The following is a 22,319-nucleotide window of genomic DNA, read 5'->3' as shown; positions in this document are numbered from 1 at the left end:
TGGATTGAAACTCTGGAGAACCTATGGCTCACCCTTCCCTGTCTATTATGATCGTTGACGATCATCCGCTGATGCGTCGCGGTATCCGCCAGTTGCTGGCGCTGGAACCGCGTCTGGAAGTGGTGGCTGAGGCGAATAACGGTACCGAAGCACTGGCCGAAGCGCGCCGTCTGGTACCGGATGTAATCCTGCTCGATCTGAATATGAAGGGCATGTCCGGGCTGGATACGCTGAAGGCGCTGCGCCACGAGGGCGTCGCGGCACGCATTCTGGTGCTGACGGTGTCCGACGCGCGCAGCGATATTTACGCCATGGTGGATGCCGGTGCCGATGGCTATCTGCTCAAAGACAGCGAACCGGAACTGCTGCTGGCGCAGGTAATGCGCGGCGCACAGGGCGAGAACGTGTTCAGCGAGGTGGTGGCAGAATATCTGGCGACCCGCCAGCCCAGCGCCAATCCGTTCAGACAGCTGACCGAGCGCGAGCTGGATGTGTTGCAGGAAGTGGCACGCGGCTTATCCAACAAAGAGATTGCCGCCACGCTGCACATTTCGGAAGAAACGGTAAAGGTACACATCCGCAACCTGCTGCGTAAGCTCGACGTCCGTTCCCGCGTTGCGGCAACGGTGCTGTGGCTGGAGAGCCGCAATGTGTGATTGCGCACATAAAGCTGCTGCGACTTTTACACTTTCTCCATAATTTATCCACGATTCCCTAATTTGCCCCGCGTACAGTAAGCAGCAGCCGGAGTTTTCAGGATCGCCCTTGCACTCCGCCAGCGTGAAGCGCAGCGTGCGGCACGCTTTTACTAATAACAAGTACAAAGTACGCAGCTGAGGAGTGTCGGTTTCATGTCGAACTTTTTTATCGACCGCCCCATTTTTGCCTGGGTGCTGGCTATTTTGCTGTGCCTGTGTGGCACGCTGGCCATTATCTCGCTGCCGGTGGAACAGTATCCGGATCTCGCGCCGCCCAACGTGCGCATCACCGCCAACTATCCCGGCGCATCCGCGCAGACGCTGGAAAACACCGTCACCCAGGTTATCGAGCAGAATATGACGGGAATCGATAACCTGATGTACATGTCCTCGAACAGCAGCAACACCGGCCAGGCGCAGATCACCCTCACCTTTACCGCCGGCACTAACCCGGATGAAGCGCGGCAACAGGTACAGAATCAGCTGCAGAGCGCGCTGCGCAAGCTGCCGGCGGCGGTGCAGTCGCAGGGCGTCACGGTAAACAAAACCGGCGACAGCAACATTCTGATGATCGCCTTTGTCTCCACCGACGGCAGCATGGATAAACAGGATATTGCCGATTACGTCGCCAGTAACATTCAGGATCCGCTCAGCCGCATCGACGGCGTCGGCCAGGTCGATGCCTACGGCTCGCAATACGCCATGCGCATCTGGCTCGATCCCAACAAGCTGATTAACTACGCGCTAACCACCGACGATGTGGTCAGCGCCATCGAATCGCAGAACACCCAGGTGGCGGTCGGCCAGGTCGGCGGGTTGCCGTCGGTGGACAAACAGGCGCTGAACGCTACGGTTAACGCCCAGTCAATGCTACAGACGCCCGCGCAGTTTCGCGCCATTACGCTGAAAACCAACACCGACGGTTCAGTGGTGACGCTCGGCGACGTGGCCACCATTGCCATGGGCGCCGAAAAGTATGACTTTCTGAGCCGCTATAACGGCCAGCCGGCCTCCGGTCTCGGCATCAAGCTGGCCTCCGGCGCTAACGAGATGAACACAGACAAGCTGGTGCGCGCCCGTGTTGCCGAACTGGCGCAATACTTCCCGCACGGGCTGGAAGCCAAAGTGGCGTTTGAAACCACGCCGTTCGTCAAAGCCTCAATTAAGGACGTGGTGAAAACGCTGCTGGAAGCGATCCTGCTGGTGTTTCTGGTGATGTACCTGTTCCTGCAAAACTTCCGCGCCACGCTGATCCCCACCATTGCTGTGCCGGTGGTGCTGCTCGGTACCTTTGCGGTGCTGTACGCCTGCGGCTTCAGTATTAACACCCTGACCATGTTCGCCATGGTGCTGGCCATCGGGCTGCTGGTGGATGATGCTATCGTGGTGGTGGAAAACGTTGAGCGCATCATGAGCGAAGAGGGATTATCGCCGCGGGCCGCCACGCGTAAATCGATGGGGCAGATTCAGGGTGCGCTGGTGGGCATCGCGCTGGTGCTGTCCGCGGTGTTTGTGCCGATGGCGTTCTTTGGCGGCACCGTGGGCGCTATCTATCGCCAGTTCTCCATCACCATTGTCTCGGCGATGGTGCTGTCGGTGCTGGTGGCGATGATTCTGACGCCCGCGCTGTGCTCCACGCTGCTCAAACCGCTGGCGCAGGGCCAGCACCATGGCCGGCGCGGCTTTTTCGGCTGGTTTAACCGTCACTTCAATGCCAGCGCCGAACGCTACGAGCGCGGCGTGGCGCGCATTCTGCTGAAGAGCGGCCGCTGGCTGCTGCTCTACCTGGCGATTATCGGCGTGATGGCATTCCTGTTTATTCGTCTGCCTACCTCCTTCCTGCCGCTGGAAGATCGCGGCGTATTTCTTACTCAGGTACAACTGCCGCCGGGCTCGACGCTGCAGCAAACCTCGCAGGTGGTGGCAAAGGTTGAGGATTATTACCTGACTGCCGAAAAGGACAATGTGCTGTCGGTGTTCTCCACCATCGGTGCCGGTCCGGGCGGCAACGGGCAAAACGTGGCGCGCCTGTTTGTGCGCCTGAAGGACTGGGAGCAGCGGCCAGGTCGCGATCGCACCTCGTTTGCCATCATCGATCGCGCCACCGCAGCCTTTAAAAAGATCAAAGAGGCACGCGTCATCGCCAGCAGTCCACCGGCGATCACCGGCATGGGCAGCTCCTCCGGCTTTGATATGGAGTTGCAGGATCACGGCGGCATCGGGCACACCGAGCTGATGGCGATGCGCGATCGGCTGCTGGCGCTGGCCGACAACAATCCGGCGCTGTCGCGCGTGCGCCACAACGGGCTCGACGACAGCCCGCAACTGCAGATTGATGTCGACCAGCGCAAAGCGCAGGCGCTCGGCGTGTCGCTGGATACCATCAACGACACCCTGACCACCGCCTGGGGCTCAACCTACGTGAATGATTTTCTCGACCGCGGCCGCGTGAAGAAAGTCTACGTCCAGGCGGCACCGGAATTCCGCATGCTGCCGGGCGACATCAACAAATGGTATGTGCGCAACAACAGCGGCGGCATGGTGCCGTTCTCCGCCTTCGCCACCAGCCACTGGGAGACCGGTTCACCGCGTCTTGAACGCTATAACGGCTATTCGTCGCTGGAGATTGTCGGCGAGGCGGCTAACGGCGTCAGCAGCGGCACGGCGATGGATGAGATGGAGAAGCTGGTGGCGCAGCTGCCGCTCGGCGTTGGCTTCCAGTGGACTGGTGCCTCCTATCAGGAACGTCTCTCCGGCTCGCAGGCGCCGGCGCTGTATGCGATTTCGCTGCTGGTAGTGTTCCTGTGCCTCGCGGCGCTGTACGAGAGCTGGTCGATTCCGTTCTCGGTGATGCTGGTGGTGCCGCTGGGCGTGGTGGGCGCGCTGGTCGCCACCTGGCTGCGCGGACTGGAGAATGACGTCTACTTTCAGGTCGGCCTGCTGACGGTGATTGGCCTGTCGGCGAAGAATGCGATCCTGATCGTCGAGTTCGCCAATGAGATCAACAGCAAAGGGCGTGAACTGCTGGAGTCGACGCTGGAGGCATCGCGGCAGCGCCTGCGGCCGATTCTGATGACGTCGCTGGCCTTTATTTTCGGCGTGCTGCCGATGGCGATCAGCAGCGGTGCCGGTTCCGGCAGCCAGCATGCGGTCGGTACTGGCGTGATGGGCGGCATGATCTCCGCCACGGTGCTGGCGATCTTCTTTGTGCCGCTGTTCTTTGTGCTGGTGCGCCGCCGCTTCCCGCTGCGGGCAAAGCCGCACGACTGAGGCTAACTCCGGGCAAATAAAAAGCCGCCATGATGAATGGCGGCTTTATTGATGTGTGCGGTAAGAATAACAGCAAGTTGGGAAGTGCCCTGCTTTTCTCTTCACGAATTACTTACGTAACATCGCTTCGATAAATTCTTTCCAGTTCCCCAGTTCGTGTTCAACCATAATACCCTCTCTTCTTGTAGTGGCGATTTTACGCCGTTTTTTTCTACAGGTGAATACGTTTCCACCTCTCATCACTATCGGCAACTACCGCAGAAAGCTTGAATTTGCCGAAACTGCGGACTGACGCACATTTCAGCAACCTGTTAATGCGACTCATAAAAGCGCGGACTTAATCCGCCAGGCCCGTTTTTGCCGTCTAAGATAATTCTTAGATCGCTAATGATGCCGCAGGCGACAATTTCGCAGGTAAGTGAAAGCGTTTACTGGCCCTGATTAGCGTCGTTTATTGGCGTCGCGGTGAGATGAAAAACAGCGCTGCCACGCGTCTGACCTCACAGCCCACGGCGCGCTATGGTAAACTCGCGCTTTATTTAACACAGGACGGGAATACGCGATGACAGCGCAGTGGGTGATGTACGGAATTAAGAATTGCGACACCATAAAAAAAGCACGCAACTATTTGAGCACTTCCGGCATCGACTTTCATTTTCATGATTATCGCGCTGACGGGCTGGATGCGGCGCTGCTGCAATCCTTTATCGACCAGCTGGGGTATGACGTGCTGCTGAACACGCGCGGCACCACCTGGCGTCAGTTGCCGGAAGCGGAACGCGATGCCATCCGCGATGCGGCCAGCGCCAAAGCGCTGATGCTGGCGCACCCGGCGCTGATCAAACGTCCGGTGCTGGCGGCACCAGACGGTACATTGCTGGTGGGTTTCAAAGAACCCGTTTATCACGCCTTTATCCAGGAGAAGTCATAACATGTTCTGTCCGGTCATTGAGCTGGCTCAGCAGCTTATTCGTCGCCCCTCGCTTAGTCCGGATGACGCCGGTTGCCAGGCCATGTTAATTGCGCGCCTGGAGGCGATTGGTTTCCACGTCGAGCCGATGCACATTGGCGATACGCTTAACTTCTGGGCCACGCGCGGCCAGGGCGAAACGCTGGCTTTTGCCGGGCACACTGATGTGGTGCCGCCGGGCGATGCCAACCGCTGGATCAGCCCGCCGTTTGAACCGTCGATTCGTGACGGCATGCTGTTTGGCCGTGGCGCTGCTGACATGAAAGGCTCGCTGGCAGCGATGGTGGTGGCGGCCGAGCGCTTCGTTGCTGCCCATCCCAATCATGCTGGCCGGCTGGCGTTTCTCATCACTTCCGATGAAGAAGCCAGCGCCGTCAACGGTACGGTAAAAGTGGTTGAGCGCCTGATGGCGCGCAATGAACGCATGGATTACTGCCTCGTCGGTGAACCGTCGAGCACCGAAGTGGTTGGCGACGTGGTGAAGAATGGCCGTCGCGGCTCGATGACCGCCAATCTGACCATTCACGGCGTGCAGGGCCACGTGGCTTATCCGCATCTGGCTGATAACCCGGTACATCGTGCAATGCCAGCGCTCAACGAGCTGGTGGCGACCGAATGGGATCAGGGCAATGAATTCTTCCCGCCGACCAGCATGCAGATCGCCAACGTGCAGGCCGGCACCGGCAGTAACAATGTGATCCCCGGCGAGTTTTTCGTGCAGTTTAACTTCCGCTTCAGCACCGAACTGACCGATCAGATGATCAAAGATCGCGTGGCGGCGCTGCTCGATCGCCACCAGCTGCGCTATACGCTGGAGTGGAATGTGTCCGGTCAGCCATTCCTGACTTCACGCGGCAAGCTGGTGGATGCGGTCGTCAACGCCGTGGCGCACTATAATGAGATCAAGCCGCAGCTGTTAACCACCGGCGGCACCTCTGACGGGCGCTTTATTGCCCGCATGGGCGCACAGGTGGTGGAGCTCGGCCCGGTGAATGCCACTATTCATAAGATCAATGAGTGCGTGAAAGCCTCGGATTTGCAGCTGCTGAGCCGGATGTATCAGCGCATTATGGAACAGCTGATCGCCTGATGGCACCTTGAAGGAGAAACCTCATGGAATGGTTAAAAGAGTACTGGTGGGTGATTGTGATTCTGCTGATGGTGGGCGTGCTGATGAACGTCTATAAAGACCTGAAGCGCATCGATCATAAAAAATATATGGATAACAAACCGGATCTGCCACCGCATCGCGATTTCAACGATAAGTGGGACGATGACGACGACTGGCCGAAGAAGAAGTAGTCGCCGCCGATCGTTTAGCGTACAAGGTCGCCCTGCACGGCGACCTTTGTTTTATGGCGCGCGGTCTCACACCATCATCACCACATCGTCGTCGCCCGGCTTCGCCCCGCTCAGCGCCTCATCGAAATAGCGGCGCGGCACGGTATAGCGCAGGTGATTCAGCGCCAGCTGCATGCTGCGTTCATCAATTGCGTGCGGCAGATCGTCAACGATATCCAGCGTCACATCGCCGCCCAGCGCAGTTAAGCGATGCATCGCCGCTTCCGCATGCTGCATCGGCACCTGCTCGTCATAATCGCCGTGAATCAGGTGGATAGTGTTGCGCGTGCTGGCCTGCTCCGGCAGCGTGACGTAGCGGCCGCTAAAGGCCACCACGCGTCCCGCCAGATCCGGCTGGGCTTTTACGCCTTCCAGCACCATGGTGCCGCCCTGCGAAAAACCGACCAGCGCGGTGGCTTCCGGCCGCACGCCGCTCTGCTGCTGCCAGTGACGCACCGACTCGACAAAGGACGGCATCACCGCATCCACGCCCTGCTGCTGCGAGCGGTCGTGTTCCGGTATCTCGGCATACCACTGGCGGCCCTGCGGCGCGCTGGCCGGATAAGGTGCGCCCACCGACACCACCTGCGCCTGCGGAAACGCCTGCGCGAACCAGCTGCCAATCTGCGCCATAGAATCGGGGTTGTCGTTCACGCCGTGATACAGCAAAAACAGCTGCGCGGCGTTATCCGGTTGCTGAACAATTACATATCGTAGTGCCATAACGTCCTCCTCAAATCACTATACGCCGCTGACGGCAAAGTGATATTGGGAAAATTTGAACGAGATAATGGATTTATTGCAATGTGCCGAGGCGCTGCTGCCAGAGCTGCGCGGCAGCGGCATCCAGAGTGATGAGTGCGTCAGCCGCCTCCGCGCGCAGCCTGAGCATCAGCGCTTTACGCCCGCTCACGCCGGCCAGCCGTGCCGCTTCACTCAGCGTTTGTTTTTGTTGCAGTATGGCACACAGCAACGGTGGCGATGCGACATTAGCCAGCCGCTGCAGCACCGGATAGCTGGCTTCATAGGGCCGCTGCGCCCAGGCAAACGCGGCCAGCAGCGGCCAGTCGTCGGCGCTGAGGGATTGATGGTCGGTGGACGACAGGGTCAGCGGCACCGCGATCAGCTTTTGCAGCCACGGCCAGTCGCGCGCCAGACGCTGCGCGGCGCGCTGCTGCAGGGCTTCACCGGCTGGCGTCAGCGCACAAATCGCCATCGCCGCATAGCAACCGCTACTGGCTTCGCGCTGTGAACCGATACGCACCAGCGTAAAGCCGCAGGCACGCCAGAACTGCCACAGCGCTGCGGTGTAGCCAAAGCTCACCGACAGATAATCCGCGCCCTGCGCCTGCTGCCGCGCCGTCGCCACCAGCGCGCGACCGATGCCGCGCTGGCGCTGTGCGGCCTGCACGGCGATGCGGCTGATGCGCAGCGAACGTAACGTCGCCGCTTCAGTAAAACCGGCATGTGCCGCTAATGACTGCGCCACCAGATTGCCGCGCGGACGACGTAAGCCGGCCCACACCGCCTGCGCCAGCGCGGCATCCAGTCCGCCCTCTTCCACCAGCCACAGCGCGCCGGTGACCTGCTGCGGCTGCCCGGCCAGCCAGAAATGCATGCCGGGCGCATCCAGCATACGTCGCAGATCGAGCGGCGAGGTGCGATAGTGGGCGCTCGCCAGCAGACGATAGCCAGCCTGTAAGGCGCCGGCGTGCTGCGCGGGCGTGGCGGCAAAAATCGCTGTCTGCGCGGGTGCGTCGCAGGCTTCGGCCTCAGCAAACAGCAGCGCCGCACTCAGCCACTGCTCCAGCGGATCCTGCGCCGACCAGCGCAGCGGCTCATCCAGCTGGAAGTAGCGCACCTGCGGCAGCGTGGCGCAGAAGCGCAGCATGAAACCGCGCCCGGTACCTTCGTAGCCCTGCACCGTGGTGGTCAGCAGAACGCGCGGAAAACGCTGCACCAGCTGCTGTAACAGCGGCGCGGGGATGGCCGCGGCCTCATCCACAATCAGCCATTCCGCCAGCGGCTGAGCCTCCTGCGGCTGAGCGAGAATCGCATCCGGGGCCATAAAGCTAAACTGCTCAGCGGCGAACTGCGCCAGCACCTCCGTCGAAAGCTTCGCTGGTGCCGTCACCAGCGCGCTTTGCGTCTGGCGCGCCAGCATTCCCGCCAGCGCCGATTTGCCGCGACCGCGCGGGGCGATGATCACCGCGACACCGGGCGGCATGGCGCACAGCTGGCGGACAATCTGCGCCTGCTGCTCGGGGGCGCGACACTGCCACGGCGCGAAGGGGTGCGCCGCCGGCAGGCGCGGCGTCTGATGCTGACGCAGCAGCATCACCTGCGCATCCTGCAGGATATGCTGTTGCAGGTGGTGGATGAAATGCGGCGTGGCGATGGGCTGGTCGACATCGGCCCAGCGCAGGCTGTCACGATCGGTCTGCACCGGCCAGGCGTTCCAGTCTGGCGTCAGTAACAGCAGCCAGCTGCCGGCCCGCAGCGTCCCGGCCAGCGCAGCGAACGCTTCCGCATGAAAGCCGTGGCGCGCATCGAAAATGGCATGCCGGAATTCCCGGCCCAGCAGGGTACGCAGCGCTGCAGGCGCGACGCGCTGCGGGAAGTCATCGCTGTCGCTGACCGTTAACCAGTCACCGGGCAGTGCGGCCTGCCATGTGGCCGCCTCCTGGCGCGCCCAGCCAGCTTCACCGGCTATCACGCACAGACGGCGGATACCGGCTTGCTGCATCGCCGCCGTCAGTTCAGCGTGCAACATCAGTTACTGGCGAAGGTATTGCACTGGCCCGGATTGCCGCTGTCAAAACCGCGTTTGAACCAGGTGTAGCGCTGCTGAGAAGTGCCGTGAGTGAAGCTGTCCGGCACTACGCGCCCCTGACTTTGCTGCTGCAAACGATCGTCGCCAATCGCCTCGGCGGCGTTCAGCGCTTCCTGCAAATCGCCCACCTCAAGAATGTTCTCCTGCTGCATATAGTGACCCCAGACGCCAGCAAAGCAGTCCGCCTGCAGCTCCATCTTCACCGACAGTTGATTCACCTGCGCCTGCGTAGCGCCCTGCTGCATCTGCCGCACTTTGGGTTCGATACCCAGCAGTTTCTGCACGTGATGCCCTACTTCGTGAGCGATGACATAACCCTGGGCAAAATCCCCCCCGGCTCCGAGTTTGGTTTTCATGTCGTCATAGAAGGAGAGATCGATATATACCGTCTGATCGGCCGGGCAGTAGAACGGCCCCATTGCCGACTGGCCGGTACCGCAGTTAGTGCGCGTTGCACCGCGATACATCACCAGCTTTGGCGGTGCGTATTGTTTGCCCATCTGCTGGAACAGTTTGCCCCAGGTATCTTCGGTGGTGGCGAGGATTACCGAGGTGAATTTGGCCGCCTCGTTATCCTGCGCCGAATTGACCTGACGCTGCTGCTGTTGCGACACCGGCGCGCCGCCTTCCAGCAGCGCGGTGAGGTCGTAGCCGTAATAGCCAGCGACCGCGACCACAATCAGCAGAATAATGCCGCCCTTGCCGCGCGGCAGACGAATCTGGCGTCCGCCAGAACTAAAACCCGGCGAATCGCCGCGACGATCTTCCACATTGTCGCTTTCACGACGCCCTTGCCAGCGCATGGCCTGCTCCTGTTATCAATGACTTTTGCATGATTTTAGTTGGCGGCAGAGGTTAGTACCAGCAATGCGATGCCAGCGCAGCGAGATTGCGCGCAGGGTGCAGCGTGAAGGCCGTAAACAGACAATAAAAAAGGCCGCCAGCCAGGGCGACCTTCATGCGCTGAAAGGTTTGCGTCTGTTATACCGTGACGCACACCGGCAGAAGCTTAGTCCAGTTTGACACCCAGACGGTGTGCCACTTCTTCGTACGCTTCGATCAGGCCGCCGAGGCTCTGACGGAAACGGTCTTTGTCCATCTTGTCCATGGTCTCTTTGTCCCACAGACGCGCGCCGTCTGGCGAGAATTCGTCGCCCAGTGTCACTTCACCTTTGAACAGACCGAACTCCAGCTTGAAGTCCACCAGAATCAGACCGGCATCATCAAACAGTTTGCTCAGCACTTCGTTGGCTTTGAAGGTCAGCTCCTGCATGCGCGCCAGGTTAGCCTTGCTCACCCAGCCAAAGGTTTCGCAGTACGATTCGTTGACCATCGGGTCGTGTTTGGCGTCATCTTTCAGGAAGAGATCAAACAGCGGTGGATTGAGCAGCATGCCCTCTTCGACGCCCAGACGTTTCACCAGCGATCCAGCCGCCCGGTTGCGCACCACGCACTCTACCGGCACCATCTCCAGCTTTTTCACCAGCGCTTCGTTATCAGAAAGCAGCGCTTCCATCTGGGTCGGAATGCCCGCTTCCTGCAGTTTGGTCATGATGAAATGGTTAAACTTGTTGTTCACCATGCCTTTACGATCAAACTGCTCGATTCGTGCACCGTCTCCTGCTGACGTATCGTTGCGGAATTCAAGTACCAGCAGATCCGGATTGTCGGTGCTGTATACGGTTTTCGCTTTACCGCGATACAACTCAGCTCGCTTTTGCATCTTGTTAACTCCAAACATGAAAGAACCCGTGTTCAGCGGTGTTTCACCGCGCGATGACTGCCTGACGCAATCGTTTACCTCGCCGGGCGCTATTATGCCAAAACCAAAACAAAAAGGCCGGAGAATCTCCGGCCTTTATTGCATTTATTTGTTCAGTGCGCCCTGCAGGACCGCCACCAGCGCATCATTCTGCGCCTGGGTGAGTACGTGTCCTTTCGGATCGATGAACTGCAGGCTGCTGCGGTTATCGAGATCGCCCACCTGCAACTTGTAGTCGCCGTTTGGCAGTTCCGGATCTTTCGCGCCGATGGCGTCAAACGCGCTGCTGCCCGGCTGCTTGTAGGTCACTTTCAGACTGCCCTGCGAGCGGTTGTCATCGGTAACTTCCATGCCCATACGCTTCAGCGCCGCCGGCAGACGCTGCCAGGTGACGTTAAACGGTGAGCGCAGCACCAGCAGTGGCAGGCCGGTGTCGTCCGCGCCGCTCTGGACATCAATCTGTCCGCTGGCACGTCCGGCAGCCGCATCCTGGCTGGCGGTATCGATCTTATCCAGACCGGTGCTGATGTCATTCAGCATCTGACCGGTATAGCGCTGAACCTGGACCGGCGTGGTGACCGTCTGGCCCTGCTGCTGCAGTTCCAGCAGACGTACGGTCAGCACCTGCTGATAGCCCTGGTTCTGCACGCTGATCTGGTAACGGCCGCGATACTGGTTATCTTCGTCAGCACGGTTCCACTGTACCCAGTCGGTGGTGAGCTGCTGCGCCGCATCATCACGCTGGGCAACCGGGAATTTGTACGACTGCACCACGTTCACCACCTGCGACCAGATGGAGCCACGGCTGCTGTCAACCGCCAGCACGCCGGTGTTACCGGTGAACTGCGCGCGGGTGCCGTTCATCAGCGCCAGCGGCTGCGCCGGTGGACGGATGTCGAGCTCTTTACCCAGCGCGCCTTTCGCCACGCTGTGCGGCACATCGTAATCACCATTCTGCAGCGGCAGAATCATGCCCGCCGGGGCTTTTAAATCATGCAGTTCAGGCGCCTGCAGGTAAGATTCATCACCGCTGACCTGGCGCTTATAACGCTGATCGCTGGAACAAGCTGTTAGCAGCATCAGGGTGGACAGGCCCACCACGGTTGCCAGCGTCGAGCGCTTAACTGAATAACTCATTGATTCTCCCTAAATTATCGCAGACCCGCCTGGATCAGCGCCTGCGCGGTTTTCGCCTGACCGGCTTCGGTCAGCGGCGTCATCGGCAAGCGCAGCGTGTCATCGGCGATTAATCCTAGCTGTTTCGCGGCCCATTTCACCGGGATAGGATTCGGTTCACAGAAAAGCGTCTGGTGCAGGTGCATCAGACGCTGATTCAGGCGACGCGCTTCGGCAAATTTGCCCTCTTGCGCCAGCGCACAGAGTTCAACCATTTCACGTGCTGCAATGTTAGCCGTGACCGAAATAACGCCTTTGCCGCCCAGTTGCATGGAGTCCAGCGCTGTCGCGTCATCACCGCTGACAATAATGAACTCATCTCCAACCAGCTGTTGGATCTGCGAAATACGCGATAAGTTCCCGGTGGCCTCTTTGATTCCGATAATATTTTTGATTTCAGCCAGGCGGGCAACGGTTTCCGGCAGCATGTCACAGCCGGTACGTGACGGGACGTTATACAGCATCTGGGGCAGATCGGTGCTTTCGGCGATCGCTTTGAAGTGCTGGTACAGACCTTCCTGCGTCGGACGGTTGTAGTACGGGGTCACGGTGAGGCAGCCGACTACGCCGGTGCCGGTAAAGCGTTTTGTCAGAGAGATCCCTTCGGCGGTGGCATTCGCGCCGGTCCCGGCAATCACGGGAATGCGGCCATCGGCCAGCTCCAGGGTTTGCATCACCACATCGCCATGCTCTTCATGGCTGAGGGTCGCGGATTCGCCGGTGGTGCCAACAGAAACAATCGCCGCCGTACCGCTGGCGACATGATAATCAATCAGTTTTTTCAGACTTGCGCGGCAGACATCACCTTTTTCATTCAAAGGCGTAATGAGCGCAACAATACTTCCGGTGAACATGGGCTATCCCCTCGACAAACAAGTGCCTCATGTTACGTTTTCCGCCGAAAGAAAAGCAAGCGAGCCACGCCATTACCGCGCTTGTCAGCAGTTTTTTTTATGTTTACCTTATGGTTATTAGCGAACGTACAGGAAACGCCATTTTGCCGCAGTCACAGCCGCACCATCTGGTGATCACCGCTCTGGGCGTTGATCGTCCGGGTATCGTCAATACTATTACCCGCCACGTCAGCAGCTGCGGTTGCAATATTGAAGACAGCCGCCTGGCGATGCTGGGCGACGAGTTTACCTTTATTATGCTGCTCTCCGGCAGCTGGAACGCCATTACCCTGATTGAATCGACCCTGCCGATGAAGGGTGCCGAGCTGGAGCTGCTGATCGTGATGAAGCGCACCAATGCGCGCGTCACGCCGCCGATGCCTGCTACCGTCTGGGTACAGGTAGAAGTGCCGGATTCACCGCATATCATCGAACGCTTCACCGATCTGTTCGATAAACATCAGATGAACATCGCCGAGCTGGTGTCGCGCATTACGCCCGCCCAGGACGACGAGCCGCCGGTGCTCTATATTCAGATGACCGCGCACAGCCCGGCGAATCATGCCAGCGCACCGTTTGAGCAGGCTTTCCATCGGCTGTGCGAAGAACTGCATGCACAAGGTTCAATTCGCCTCTATAGTGTCACCGACGACGCGCACAGCGCCGTCTGAATCAGGCTCCGGGTTATTCCGCCACACACTCTGCCGCGCTGGCATACCGTGTAGTGAAATAACCCTGAGGTAAACTCCACCTGGCGCTTTTGCCGCTGATGGTGTATTACCCACAGCATGAAGAAAAAAATGGAGAGTTGTGATGAATCCACTGAAAGCCGGTGACACCGCACCGAAATTTAGCTTGCCCGATCAGGATGGCGAACAAGTAAATTTGGCCGACTTCCAGGGACAGCGCGTTCTGGTCTATTTCTACCCGAAAGCCATGACGCCGGGCTGCACCACGCAGGCCTGTGGTCTGCGCGATAACATGGATGATTTGAAGAAGGCGGGCGTGGAAGTGCTGGGCATCAGCACCGACAAGCCGGAAAAACTGTCTCGCTTTGTCGAGAAAGAACTACTCAACTTCACCCTTTTGTCGGATGAAGATCATCAGGTTTGCGAGCAGTTTGGCGTCTGGGGTGAGAAAACCTTTATGGGTAAAACCTACGACGGCATTCACCGCATCAGCTTCCTGATTGGCGGCGATGGCAAAGTGGAGAAGGTGTTCGACGATTTTAAAACCTCGAACCACCACGATATCGTGCTCGATTACCTGAAATCAGCCTGATTACCAACGGGTGCCCGCCAGGCACCCGTTTTTTTATCCTGCTGTGACGCTGCGCGATTAATAGCGCGAAACCGTGCTGGCCAGCGCTTCCTGCCCGGCAATCACCACGCAGTTACGTCCGGCGTTTTTCGCCTGATATAGCGCATCATCGGCCTGCTTCAGAATCTGCTCCTGACTGCTGTGCGTCGGCTGCCAGCTGGCGATACCAATCGAAATCGTGATCTGCCCGACCGGATCAATCCAGCCGCCGGCAATGCTGCTGCGCACGCGCTCCGCAATCACCCGCGCTTCATCAGGGGCGGTGGCGGGAAGCAGCATCAGAAACTCTTCGCCGCCGTTGCGGCACACCACGTCGGTCTGACGCGCGCTCTGGCGCAGCGTGCGCGCCACCTGTTTGATCACCTCGTCGCCAACATCATGCCCGAAGTTATCATTCACCCGCTTGAAATGGTCAATATCCAGCGCCAGCACGGCAAACGGCTGCTGCATGGTATCGAAATAGTCGAGCACCGCGCTCAGGCCGCGGCGATTGAGCAGGCTGGTCATGGGATCGCTCTGCACCTCTGACTTGAGCCGGCCGATTTTATCCTGCACCAGACCAATGCCGGTGAGCAGCGCGCGCTTCACCTGCGCCGCTTCAAAGTACCAGGCGCGGATCACGCCAATTTCACCGGAAACGCCCTGGGTATCCATCTGGCTGGCTTTGCGCGCCAGCTGCCACAGTGGCAAGGCAATCAGCCGGGCCAGAATCACCGCCACCAGCAGCGTCAGCAGCGCAAACGGCACCGAATTCTTCAGCACCTGTAGCAGCAGCCCGGAGAGCGGCGCCAGCGTGACGTTTGTCGGCTTGAGCGCCACCACCATCCAGCCGGTGGTGGGCACCACAGCGTAGCCCGCCAGCTTCGCCGTGCCCTCTTCCGTCAGCTGAACTTCGCCATTGCTGTGCTCCTGGCGCTGACGATCGCTGACGATGCCCGGCACGTTTTTGCCAATCAGCTGATTGTTCTGGTGATACAGCACGCGGTTTTCGCGATCCAGCACGTAAACATGGGTGCCGTCACGATAGTACTGCTCGCCGAGCAGCACGTTGAGAATGCTTTTTTTCTTCAGATAAATAGTGCCGCCGACGTAGCCAAGATAGCGCCCATCGGTGCTCCATACCGGCCAGGAAACAAACACCAGCAGGTTATTGGTGGCAGAAATGGTGGGCCGGCTGACCATCGGCTGGCGCTGCGCCAGCGCTTCGCGCGAAGACTGGCTGGTGAGCTGCATGCCTTTTAGCATCAGCGATTCCGGCGAAATGGCTTTAATCACGCCGTTGCTGTCGACAATCGCCACCGAGTTAAAACTGCTGGTCTGTTCGCGCAGTCGGTTCACTTCCTGCTGCAGCAGTTCGGGATTATCGAAATCTTTACCCAGCTGATTAGCGCTGTAGTGCAGCTGCGACTGCGCCAGCTGGAAAAACACTTCGGTGGTGGCCGCCAGTTTGGTGGCGTAAGCGCGATTGGCTTCGAGGGTGCTTTCGATCAGCACCATGCGCTGTACGCGCCAGGTGGCGTACAGCGTATTAGCCAGTGTGATGACGATACTGGTGATCGCCAGCAGCGCAATCAGCGTGCGCAGATCAGTTTTTGGCCGGATGCGCGTTAACATGGCGCAACCGCCCTGGTGAGTAGCTTCATAAGTTAGCGTGCCTGACTATCTTGTTATAATTGGAGGTGTTTACCCTGGTGAGGTAACAGACAATTGTACACCTCTGAGCCAAATTGACTACGACGCAGACCCTCAGGAACGCTTTTTTATTGTGCTATTACTGGTGCTAATCAATTAAACCCTGCGCATCGTAAAACGGCCACGGACCTGGATAATCGCCGATCGCGCACAGATGCGTAGTCATCCCCTGCTGCGGCTGCCAGCGATGCAGCAGAAAACCGGGCGGTTCCAGCACAAAGTTCGCCGGACCGTGGTCACGCAAATCCAGTGCCACCTGATGCGACACACCGGGCGCCACGCAGGCCAGCGTGCCGGCAAAACGCGCCTGCACCGAGCGGTGCAGGTGGCCGCTCAGCACCCGTTCCACCTGAGGATGCTGACCAATAATGGCAGCCAGCGCCGCCGGATTGCACAGCGGTTGCCGATCCATATGGCCAATGCCGCTCAGGAACGGCGGATGATGCAATAGCACCAGCGTCGGCAAATCCGGTTCACGCGCCAGCTGCTCTGCCAGCCATTGCAGCTGTGCGTCATCGACGTAGCCCCACGGCTGATGCGGTACGCTGGAGTCGAGCGCCAGCAGCTGCAGATGATTCACACGCATCTGCCAGTTGAGCGTTTCGCCGTGCTGCAGGTAGTGATGCTCCGGAAACGCGGCGCGCAGCTGCTGGCGATCGTCGTGATTGCCCGGCATCAGCAGGAACGGCAGCTGCAGATGGCGCAGCGCCTCGCGCAGCGTCTGGTACTCTTCCGCAGTGCCAAAATCCACCAGGTCGCCGGTAATCACCACCGTATCCGGTCGCGGCACCAGCTGATTCAGCGTGTCAATCACCCGCAGCAGCGCAGCGTGCGTATCCACTTTTTTATAGGAGAGACGGCCATGGGCCTTGATGTGTAAATCGCTGATTTGCGCAATCAGCGTCATTGCGTCAGTCACAACAGCTCCTTATCAGGCAGAAAAGTGCAGCGCGGCATCCTGCGCCAGCGTCCAGCTTACCGGCTGGCCGGCGTGCCAGGCTTCGCGCGCGTGGCGATCAACCTGGATCGGCGCCGCCAGCCCGATATCAATACTCAGCCGCTGCGCAGCGCCGAGAAAGGTGGTGCCGAGGATGAAACCGGGGCGTGCGTAGCGCTGGTCCGCCGCCAGCAGCACATCCTCAGGGCGGCAGAAATGCTGCGGATTGCCACGCGCATCGACCCCGACACAGTTAATCGCGCCGACAAAATCCGCGACAAACTGTGACGCCGGGCGCTGGTAAATATTTTGCGGCGTATCGATCTGCACCAGACGCCCCTGCTCCATCACCGCAATGCGATCGCCCAGCGCCATCGCTTCCTGCTGATCGTGCGTGACGTACACGGCGGTGATCGCCAGCTGTTTCAGCAGCGCGCCAATCTCCAGCCGCAGCCGGTCGCGCAGGCGCGCATCGAGCGCCGCCAGCGGCTCATCAAACAGCAGCACCTTCGGACGCGCCGCCAGCGCACGCGCCAGCGCTACGCGCTGCTTTTGACCGCCCGACAGCTTGTCGATGCTGCGCTGCGCCAGCGCGCTGAGATCCACCAGGGCCAGCATCTCCTGCACGCGCGCGTCGCGTTCGGCGCGCGCCACGCCCTGCACTTTCAGGCCGTAAGCGACGTTCTGCGCCACGTTGAGATGGGGAAACAGCGCGTAGTTCTGGAACACCATGCCCACGTTGCGTTTCTCGATCGGCAGCGCTGTCACGTTACGATCGTCAAACCACACTTCGCCGCCGTCGTCACAGCGCTCCAGGCCACTGATGATGCGCAGCGTGGTGGTTTTGCCACAGCCGGACGGACCGAGCAGCACCAGGGTTTCGCCAGGCTGCACCGTCAGATCGAGCGGCTGCAGCGCCAGCTGGTGATTAAAGTGCCGCGCACAGTGGCGCAGCGTAACGGTTACGGCCGCAGGGTTCATGCCGCCTCCTTGTTAGCACGCGTGAGCGTACGGTTGAGCCAGTGATTGACCGCGTTGAGCATCAGCAGCAGCGGCAGAATCAGCAGAATAAAGATCAGCGTGTAGGCCGATCCCACTTCCAGTCGCATTGAGGCATAGCTGTCTGCCAGCCCCACCGGCAGCGTTTTTGTCAGCGGCGTATGCAGCATCCAGGTGATGTTGAACTCACCCACCGACAGGGTGATCACCATAAACGCCCCGGCGAGAATGCCGTTGCGACAGTTGGGCACCACCACGGTAAAAAAGCGCTGCCAAAGGCTGGCACCGAGACTGGCCGCCGCCTCTTCCAGCCGCGGCATCTCCACCGCCTGCATTACCGCCAGCACCGGGCGCAGCATAAACGGCAAGGTAAACAGCACGTGACCGATGAGAATGAACAGCCAACTATCGCGCAGGCCGGAGAACTGACCGTACAGCAGGATGATGCCCAGCGCGGTGGCGAGGCCCGGCAGCGCGACCGGCAGCATCAGGCACTCTTCGATGCGCGCCGCCCAGCGCCGCGGCGCTTTTAACAGCCCCCACGCTGCCGGCACGCCGATCAGCAGCGTGATCAGCAGGCAGGCCAGCGCAATCAGCAGCGACAGCCAGAAGGTGTCGGTGTAAAGCTGCCACACCTGGGTCACCCACTTCAGCGTCAGGCCGCTGCGCAGGCCGGTAAAGTAGTTGTTGGTCACGCCGGCCAGCATCGACAGCACCACCGGCACGATCATGAACAGCGCGGTGAGCACGGTGACCAGCAGTTGCAGGCTGAACAGTCCGCGACGTCTCATGTCACCTCCTGGTGAGCCAGTCGGCGCGCCAGCATTAGTGCCAGCCAGGCGACGCCGCCCATCACCACCGACAGTGCGGCGGCGGTGGCGAAATTGGCGTAGTTGGTGAATTCGCCGTAAATGGTCAGCGGCAGCACCGCCAGATCGGTGCCCAGGGTGAACGCGGTACCGAACGCACCCATGCTGGTGGCAAAACAGAGCGCGCCGGTGGAGAGCAGCGCCGGCTGCAGCCCCGGCACAATCACATCCCAGGTGATGCGCCACTGACTGGCGCCCAGCGAACGCGCCGCCTCTTCGAGAGAACGGTCGAGTTTTTCACTCGCCGCCACCAGCGTGATGATGGCGCGCGGCAGTGAAAAATAGAGATAGCCAATAAACAGGCCGGTAAACGAATAGGCCAGCATCCAGCGCTCGTGGAACAGCGCCAGGCTGATTTGCGCCAGCAGTCCCTGACGGCCCGCCAGCATCACCACCAGAAATCCCACCACCACGCCCGGAAAGGCCAGCGGAAACGTCAGCAGCGCCAGCAACGTGCTGCGTCCGCTGAAGCGCTGGCGTGCCAGAAAGCAGCCGACTGTCGCGGCGATGACCAGCGTCACCAGCGTGACGGCGAGCGACAGCAGCACGGTATTCAGCAGGCTGAGCAGGTAGTGCGGCTGCGTCAGTACCGTCCAGTAGCCGCTGTGCCGGGTGCTGCGGTCGTCCTGCATCGCCATCTGCAGCAGCCGGACAAACGGCAGCAGCCAGAAGGCGCAGAAGAACAGCAGCGCCGGCAGCGTCAGCCATAGCCAGCGGCTGCCGGCCAGGCGCGGTGTCCGGCGGCACGAAGCCGCCAGGGTATCGGTCATCGCCATCAGCGAATCTCACTCAGATAGCGCGCCGAGAACGCTTTCTGCGCTGCCGCCATCTGCTGATAGTCAACGGTGTGCGCACGCGCATAGTCGCTGTCCGGCAGGAAATATTTCTTCGCTTCTGCGCTCATGGCGCCGGTGCGCACCGGGCGCAGGAACGCGCTGGCCCAGATAGCCTGCCCCTTGTCAGACAGCACATAGTCGATCACTTTTTTGCCGTTCGCCGCGTGCGGTGCATTCTTCACCAGGCTAATGACGTACGGCACCGTTACCGTGCCCTCTTTGGGAATAACAAAGGCGACGTTAGCGTGATCTTTGTAGCGGGCGCGGTAAGCATTGAAGTCATAGTCGAGCAGAATCGGGATCTCGCCGGAAATAAGCCGCGCATACGCGGTCTGCTTAGGCACGATGGGCTGATTCGCCTGCAGCTTTTTGAACCAGTTCAGCGCCGGCGTGAAGTCCTGCATGTTGCCGCCCTTCGCCTGGTTGACCGCCACCGCCGCCACGTAACCGACAAAGGCGCTGGCCGGATCGAGATAACCAATCATGCCTTTGTATTCCGGCTTCAGCAGGTCGTCCCACGATTGCGGCACCGGCGCGCCGCCCAGCGCATCAACATTGACCATAAAGCCCATGGTGCCCGAGTGCAGCGCCACCCATTTGCCGTTGCTGTCTTTCATGCCGGCAGGAATGTCATCCCAGTGCGCCGGTTTGTAACTGGCGACCACGCCGGCGCTGTCGGCCTGAATGCCGAAGCTGACGCCGTAATAGACCACGTCGGCCACCGGATTGCCCTGCTCCGCCACCAGCTGCGCCAGCGCCTGGCCGGAGTTTTTGTTGTCCTGCGGCACCTGAATGCCGGTGTCTCTGGCAATCGCTTTGAGCTGAGTGCCCCAGTCGGCCCACTCGGGCGGACAGTTGTAACAGATGGCGGTTTCCGCCGCCTGCGTCAGGCTGGTAAACAACGCGCTGGCGCTGAGCGCGATGGCGCCGGCGTAAATTTTTACTTTTTTATGCAGCATCATGAGGTTCCCTGGTGGTGGCAATAAACGCGGGGGCAGCAACACTCTCACCGCTCCGCAACTGATGTGGCAGCACGCGGGTGCCGCGGCTGACGTTATGCAACAACATATCGATGGCGCAGGCGCCGAGCCGTTCGGCGGGCTGCGCTACGCTGGCCAGCGACGGGGCCATTTGTGCCCCCATCGCAATCCCGTCAAAGCCCATCACCGCGAGCTGCTGTGGCACAGGCACGCCCGCGCGCGCCGCCGCGCCAATCAGGCTGATGGCCAGCAGGTCGTTAGTGCAGATTACGGCGCTGAGCGGGGTGGCACCGCCGAGCATCGGGGCCAGCAGCGTAAAGTCGGATTGGGTGTGGCTGGCCATCTCAATCACCGGCAGCGCCGTCAGGCCCGCGTGCTGCATGGCATCGCAATAGCCCTGATAGCGCAGGCGCGCACGGTCTGACTGCAGCATCGGTCCGGCGACCATGGCAATGCGGCGATGACCAAGCGCCAGCAGCTGTGCGGTGGCTTCGCGCATCGCCTGGCGGTTATCCACGCACACCGCCGGCCAGTGGCTGTGCTGCGGCACGTTATGCGCCAGCACAAATGGCAGGCCAGCCGCCTGCAGCGTGCTGAGCACCGCGCTGTTATCCGCGTCGGCCACTGTCAGGACCAGGCCCGCCACGCGCTGGCGCAGCATATGTTCAACGATGGCGGCTTCGCGCTCGGGCTGGTAATCGCTGGTGGCCACCAGCAGGCCATAGCCGGCGTCGCGCGCCTGGCGCTCCATCGCCTGTAACTGGCAGGAGAAGATCGGGTTAAGCAGCGAGGGCAGCAGCACGCCGAAGGTGGTAGAGTGCTGCGTGCGTAGCTGGCGCGCGATGTGGTTAGGACGAAAGCCGAGCTGCTCCGACGCCGCCAGCACTCTCTCCAGCGTGTCGCGCCGCAGCAGATGGGGATCGGAAAAGGCGCGCGCGGCCGTGGCGCGTGAAACGCCTGCCAGCTTTGCCACCGTGAGTAAGTCGGACATGTTCGCCTCGTAAAGTGCCGATGAGATCGATCTCATTGGCGCCTAAACTAACGGCGAACTGTGACAGTGACATCGCGAAGGGATGACGAAAAGATGACAGCAGCCTGCACTGCTGTCGGCAGGATTACAGCATCAGGAAGGCGTACCCTTCATTTTGTAGCGACGCGACGGTGGTGCCGCTGGAGAGCGTATGCGTGACACGGGTATCAATCCAGTCGCGCTCCAGCTGATGGAAGGCCACCGACTGGTCGCAAATGGTCACTTTCACCCCGGCTTTCTTCAGCTCATCAATCAGCTTCAGGTTAGGGTTATCGCTGCCGTATGCTTTACGGAACTGATCGTTATTGAGCGCGGCCGGCACCGCATCGCTGTTGATCGACACCACAAAGTTGAGCTGATTAAGCGGCACGCCGGCCGCGTAATAGAGGTTAGTGACGCGTGCCACGCGCTCAAGGCCGAGGTTCGGCTGATGGATATCCCCTTCGCTGCGGTTGATCTGAAACACAATCTTATTGCTCAGCCCGGGCGTGTTGGCCGGGTTGTAATCCGGCGTGTTAACAAAGTGAATTTTACCGTAACCGGCAATCGCCGGCGTGCTCCAGAAATCCGCCGGTTCGGTTTTCTGGTCAGCGAATTTCCCGCTGACTTTATCCACCAGTTCCGGCAGCTGCAGCACATTTCCGCCGACAAAGCCCGCCAGCGCGGCGATAACAATATAGGATGCTGGACGCATGACACTTCTCCTTAACCAA

General features: G+C 60.1%; 22 protein-coding genes. 7 read left to right on the top strand and 15 right to left on the bottom strand.

The window, feature by feature from the left end; translation table 11 throughout:
• Window positions 1–23 precede the first annotated feature (23 nt).
• Both H7K56_RS10880 and acrD read left to right on the top strand, forming a co-directional pair.
• Window positions 24–656, top strand: coding sequence for a response regulator (locus H7K56_RS10880; protein ID WP_150361624.1), 633 nt, complete (start codon window positions 24–26; stop codon window positions 654–656).
• Between the two features lie 195 nt (window positions 657–851).
• Complete coding sequence (gene acrD, locus H7K56_RS10875; RefSeq protein ID WP_021508044.1) at window positions 852–3,968, top strand: multidrug efflux RND transporter permease AcrD; 3,117 nt, start codon at window positions 852–854, stop codon at window positions 3,966–3,968.
• A gap of 108 nt (window positions 3,969–4,076) precedes the next feature.
• Here the strand turns inward: acrD and ypfM are convergent, their stop codons facing one another.
• Complete coding sequence (ypfM, locus tag H7K56_RS23530) at window positions 4,077–4,136, bottom strand: protein YpfM (protein WP_104085366.1); 60 nt, start codon at window positions 4,134–4,136, stop codon at window positions 4,077–4,079.
• Window positions 4,137–4,530: 394 nt separating this feature from the next.
• Here ypfM and H7K56_RS10865 point away from each other — a divergent pair, with 394 nt between their 5' ends.
• The 3 genes from H7K56_RS10865 to H7K56_RS10855 are packed head-to-tail and all read left to right on the top strand — an operon-like array spanning window position 4,531 to window position 6,240.
• Window positions 4,531–4,899: an ArsC family reductase gene (locus tag H7K56_RS10865; RefSeq protein WP_021508043.1), complete on the top strand. Its 369-nt coding sequence runs from the start codon at window positions 4,531–4,533 to the stop codon at window positions 4,897–4,899.
• Between the two features lies 1 nt (window position 4,900).
• Window positions 4,901–6,028, top strand: coding sequence for a succinyl-diaminopimelate desuccinylase (gene dapE / locus H7K56_RS10860; RefSeq protein ID WP_010617581.1), 1,128 nt, complete (start codon window positions 4,901–4,903; stop codon window positions 6,026–6,028).
• 23 nt (window positions 6,029–6,051) lie between these two features.
• Window positions 6,052–6,240, top strand: a complete 189-nt coding sequence (locus H7K56_RS10855; RefSeq protein ID WP_021508042.1) for a YpfN family protein — start codon at window positions 6,052–6,054, stop codon at window positions 6,238–6,240.
• Window positions 6,241–6,306: 66 nt separating this feature from the next.
• On the opposite strand, the gene ypfH is transcribed toward H7K56_RS10855, so the two are convergent.
• The 6 genes from ypfH to dapA form a co-directional block, all read right to left on the bottom strand.
• Entirely contained in the window at window positions 6,307–7,002 is a 696-nt protein-coding gene (gene ypfH / locus H7K56_RS10850) for an esterase (protein ID WP_150361625.1), read from the bottom strand.
• A 73-nt stretch (window positions 7,003–7,075) separates the two neighbouring features.
• Window positions 7,076–9,052: a tRNA(Met) cytidine acetyltransferase TmcA gene (locus tag H7K56_RS10845; protein WP_182689009.1), complete on the bottom strand. Its 1,977-nt coding sequence runs from the start codon at window positions 9,050–9,052 to the stop codon at window positions 7,076–7,078.
• Window positions 9,052–9,915, bottom strand: a complete 864-nt coding sequence (ypfJ, locus tag H7K56_RS10840) for a KPN_02809 family neutral zinc metallopeptidase (RefSeq protein WP_021506607.1) — start codon at window positions 9,913–9,915, stop codon at window positions 9,052–9,054. The genes H7K56_RS10845 and ypfJ overlap by 1 nt, the downstream gene beginning before the upstream one ends.
• Window positions 9,916–10,121: 206 nt before the next feature.
• Entirely contained in the window at window positions 10,122–10,835 is a 714-nt protein-coding gene (purC, locus tag H7K56_RS10835) for a phosphoribosylaminoimidazolesuccinocarboxamide synthase (RefSeq protein ID WP_031279423.1), read from the bottom strand.
• 144 nt (window positions 10,836–10,979) lie between these two features.
• Window positions 10,980–12,011, bottom strand: a complete 1,032-nt coding sequence (bamC, locus tag H7K56_RS10830; RefSeq protein ID WP_021506605.1) for an outer membrane protein assembly factor BamC — start codon at window positions 12,009–12,011, stop codon at window positions 10,980–10,982.
• A 14-nt stretch (window positions 12,012–12,025) separates the two neighbouring features.
• Window positions 12,026–12,904, bottom strand: a complete 879-nt coding sequence (dapA, locus tag H7K56_RS10825; RefSeq protein WP_021506604.1) for a 4-hydroxy-tetrahydrodipicolinate synthase — start codon at window positions 12,902–12,904, stop codon at window positions 12,026–12,028.
• A gap of 143 nt (window positions 12,905–13,047) precedes the next feature.
• On the opposite strand from dapA, the gene H7K56_RS10820 reads away from it, so the two are divergent.
• On the top strand, window positions 13,048–13,614 hold the full coding sequence (locus tag H7K56_RS10820) for a glycine cleavage system transcriptional repressor (RefSeq protein ID WP_081049393.1): 567 nt from the start codon (window positions 13,048–13,050) through the stop codon (window positions 13,612–13,614).
• A 142-nt stretch (window positions 13,615–13,756) separates the two neighbouring features.
• Window positions 13,757–14,224 (top strand): thioredoxin-dependent thiol peroxidase, encoded by a 468-nt coding sequence (gene bcp, locus H7K56_RS10815; RefSeq protein ID WP_021506602.1) that lies wholly within the window; start codon window positions 13,757–13,759, stop codon window positions 14,222–14,224.
• Between the two features lie 57 nt (window positions 14,225–14,281).
• Here bcp and H7K56_RS10810 read toward each other — a convergent pair whose 3' ends face one another.
• From H7K56_RS10810 to H7K56_RS10775, 8 genes are all read right to left on the bottom strand, one after another.
• Window positions 14,282–15,877 (bottom strand): sensor domain-containing diguanylate cyclase, encoded by a 1,596-nt coding sequence (locus H7K56_RS10810; RefSeq protein ID WP_150360853.1) that lies wholly within the window; start codon window positions 15,875–15,877, stop codon window positions 14,282–14,284.
• A 166-nt stretch (window positions 15,878–16,043) separates the two neighbouring features.
• Entirely contained in the window at window positions 16,044–16,862 is an 819-nt protein-coding gene (locus H7K56_RS10805) for a phosphodiesterase (protein ID WP_220496578.1), read from the bottom strand.
• A 24-nt stretch (window positions 16,863–16,886) separates the two neighbouring features.
• Window positions 16,887–17,873 carry an ABC transporter ATP-binding protein gene (locus H7K56_RS10800; protein WP_058770829.1) on the bottom strand — a complete coding sequence of 329 codons (987 nt, stop codon included), beginning with the start codon at window positions 17,871–17,873 and terminating at the stop codon, window positions 16,887–16,889.
• The gene (locus H7K56_RS10795; RefSeq protein ID WP_150058743.1) at window positions 17,870–18,682 is read right to left on the bottom strand and encodes an ABC transporter permease; all 813 of its coding nucleotides are present in this window, start codon (window positions 18,680–18,682) and stop codon (window positions 17,870–17,872) included. The genes H7K56_RS10800 and H7K56_RS10795 overlap by 4 nt, the downstream gene beginning before the upstream one ends.
• A complete protein-coding gene (locus H7K56_RS10790) occupies window positions 18,679–19,536 on the bottom strand; it encodes an ABC transporter permease (RefSeq protein WP_150360854.1) in 858 nt (285 codons plus the stop codon). Before H7K56_RS10790 ends, H7K56_RS10795 begins: the two co-directional genes overlap by 4 nt.
• Window positions 19,536–20,558, bottom strand: coding sequence for an ABC transporter substrate-binding protein (locus H7K56_RS10785; RefSeq protein ID WP_058758325.1), 1,023 nt, complete (start codon window positions 20,556–20,558; stop codon window positions 19,536–19,538). The genes H7K56_RS10790 and H7K56_RS10785 overlap by 1 nt, the downstream gene beginning before the upstream one ends.
• Window positions 20,545–21,567: a substrate-binding domain-containing protein gene (locus H7K56_RS10780; RefSeq protein ID WP_021506595.1), complete on the bottom strand. Its 1,023-nt coding sequence runs from the start codon at window positions 21,565–21,567 to the stop codon at window positions 20,545–20,547. The genes H7K56_RS10785 and H7K56_RS10780 overlap by 14 nt, the downstream gene beginning before the upstream one ends.
• A 124-nt stretch (window positions 21,568–21,691) precedes the next feature.
• A complete protein-coding gene (locus tag H7K56_RS10775) occupies window positions 21,692–22,300 on the bottom strand; it encodes a DsrE family protein (protein ID WP_021506594.1) in 609 nt (202 codons plus the stop codon).
• Window positions 22,301–22,319: the final 19 nt, after the last annotated feature.

This window comes from Pantoea dispersa (assembly GCF_014155765.1).
GTDB classification, from domain to species: Bacteria; Pseudomonadota; Gammaproteobacteria; order Enterobacterales; family Enterobacteriaceae; genus Pantoea; species Pantoea dispersa.
Note: the sequence above shows the minus strand (reverse complement) of the source record. Positions and strands in the feature narration are given on the sequence as shown.

Bases quoted from the DNA above. Each gene is read 5' to 3' on its own strand.
- ypfH (WP_150361625.1), bottom strand. From the start codon at position 7,002: ATGGCACTACGATATGTAATTGTTCAGCAACCGGATAACGCCGCGCAG.
- H7K56_RS10845 (WP_182689009.1), bottom strand. From the start codon at position 9,052: ATGTTGCACGCTGAACTGACGGCGGCGATGCAGCAAGCCGGTATCCGC.
- purC (WP_031279423.1), bottom strand. From the start codon at position 10,835: ATGCAAAAGCGAGCTGAGTTGTATCGCGGTAAAGCGAAAACCGTATAC.
- H7K56_RS10865 (WP_021508043.1), top strand. From the start codon at position 4,531: ATGACAGCGCAGTGGGTGATGTACGGAATTAAGAATTGCGACACCATA.
- bamC (WP_021506605.1), bottom strand. From the start codon at position 12,011: ATGAGTTATTCAGTTAAGCGCTCGACGCTGGCAACCGTGGTGGGCCTG.
- H7K56_RS10780 (WP_021506595.1), bottom strand. From the start codon at position 21,567: ATGTCCGACTTACTCACGGTGGCAAAGCTGGCAGGCGTTTCACGCGCC.
- dapA (WP_021506604.1), bottom strand. From the start codon at position 12,904: ATGTTCACCGGAAGTATTGTTGCGCTCATTACGCCTTTGAATGAAAAA.
- H7K56_RS10775 (WP_021506594.1), bottom strand. From the start codon at position 22,300: ATGCGTCCAGCATCCTATATTGTTATCGCCGCGCTGGCGGGCTTTGTC.
- acrD (WP_021508044.1), top strand. From the start codon at position 852: ATGTCGAACTTTTTTATCGACCGCCCCATTTTTGCCTGGGTGCTGGCT.
- H7K56_RS10800 (WP_058770829.1), bottom strand. From the start codon at position 17,873: ATGAACCCTGCGGCCGTAACCGTTACGCTGCGCCACTGTGCGCGGCAC.
- H7K56_RS10795 (WP_150058743.1), bottom strand. From the start codon at position 18,682: ATGAGACGTCGCGGACTGTTCAGCCTGCAACTGCTGGTCACCGTGCTC.
- bcp (WP_021506602.1), top strand. From the start codon at position 13,757: ATGAATCCACTGAAAGCCGGTGACACCGCACCGAAATTTAGCTTGCCC.
- dapE (WP_010617581.1), top strand. From the start codon at position 4,901: ATGTTCTGTCCGGTCATTGAGCTGGCTCAGCAGCTTATTCGTCGCCCC.
- H7K56_RS10805 (WP_220496578.1), bottom strand. From the start codon at position 16,862: ATGACGCTGATTGCGCAAATCAGCGATTTACACATCAAGGCCCATGGC.
- H7K56_RS10880 (WP_150361624.1), top strand. From the start codon at position 24: ATGGCTCACCCTTCCCTGTCTATTATGATCGTTGACGATCATCCGCTG.
- H7K56_RS10810 (WP_150360853.1), bottom strand. From the start codon at position 15,877: ATGTTAACGCGCATCCGGCCAAAAACTGATCTGCGCACGCTGATTGCG.
- ypfJ (WP_021506607.1), bottom strand. From the start codon at position 9,915: ATGCGCTGGCAAGGGCGTCGTGAAAGCGACAATGTGGAAGATCGTCGC.
- H7K56_RS10790 (WP_150360854.1), bottom strand. From the start codon at position 19,536: ATGGCGATGACCGATACCCTGGCGGCTTCGTGCCGCCGGACACCGCGC.
- H7K56_RS10785 (WP_058758325.1), bottom strand. From the start codon at position 20,558: ATGATGCTGCATAAAAAAGTAAAAATTTACGCCGGCGCCATCGCGCTC.
- H7K56_RS10855 (WP_021508042.1), top strand. From the start codon at position 6,052: ATGGAATGGTTAAAAGAGTACTGGTGGGTGATTGTGATTCTGCTGATG.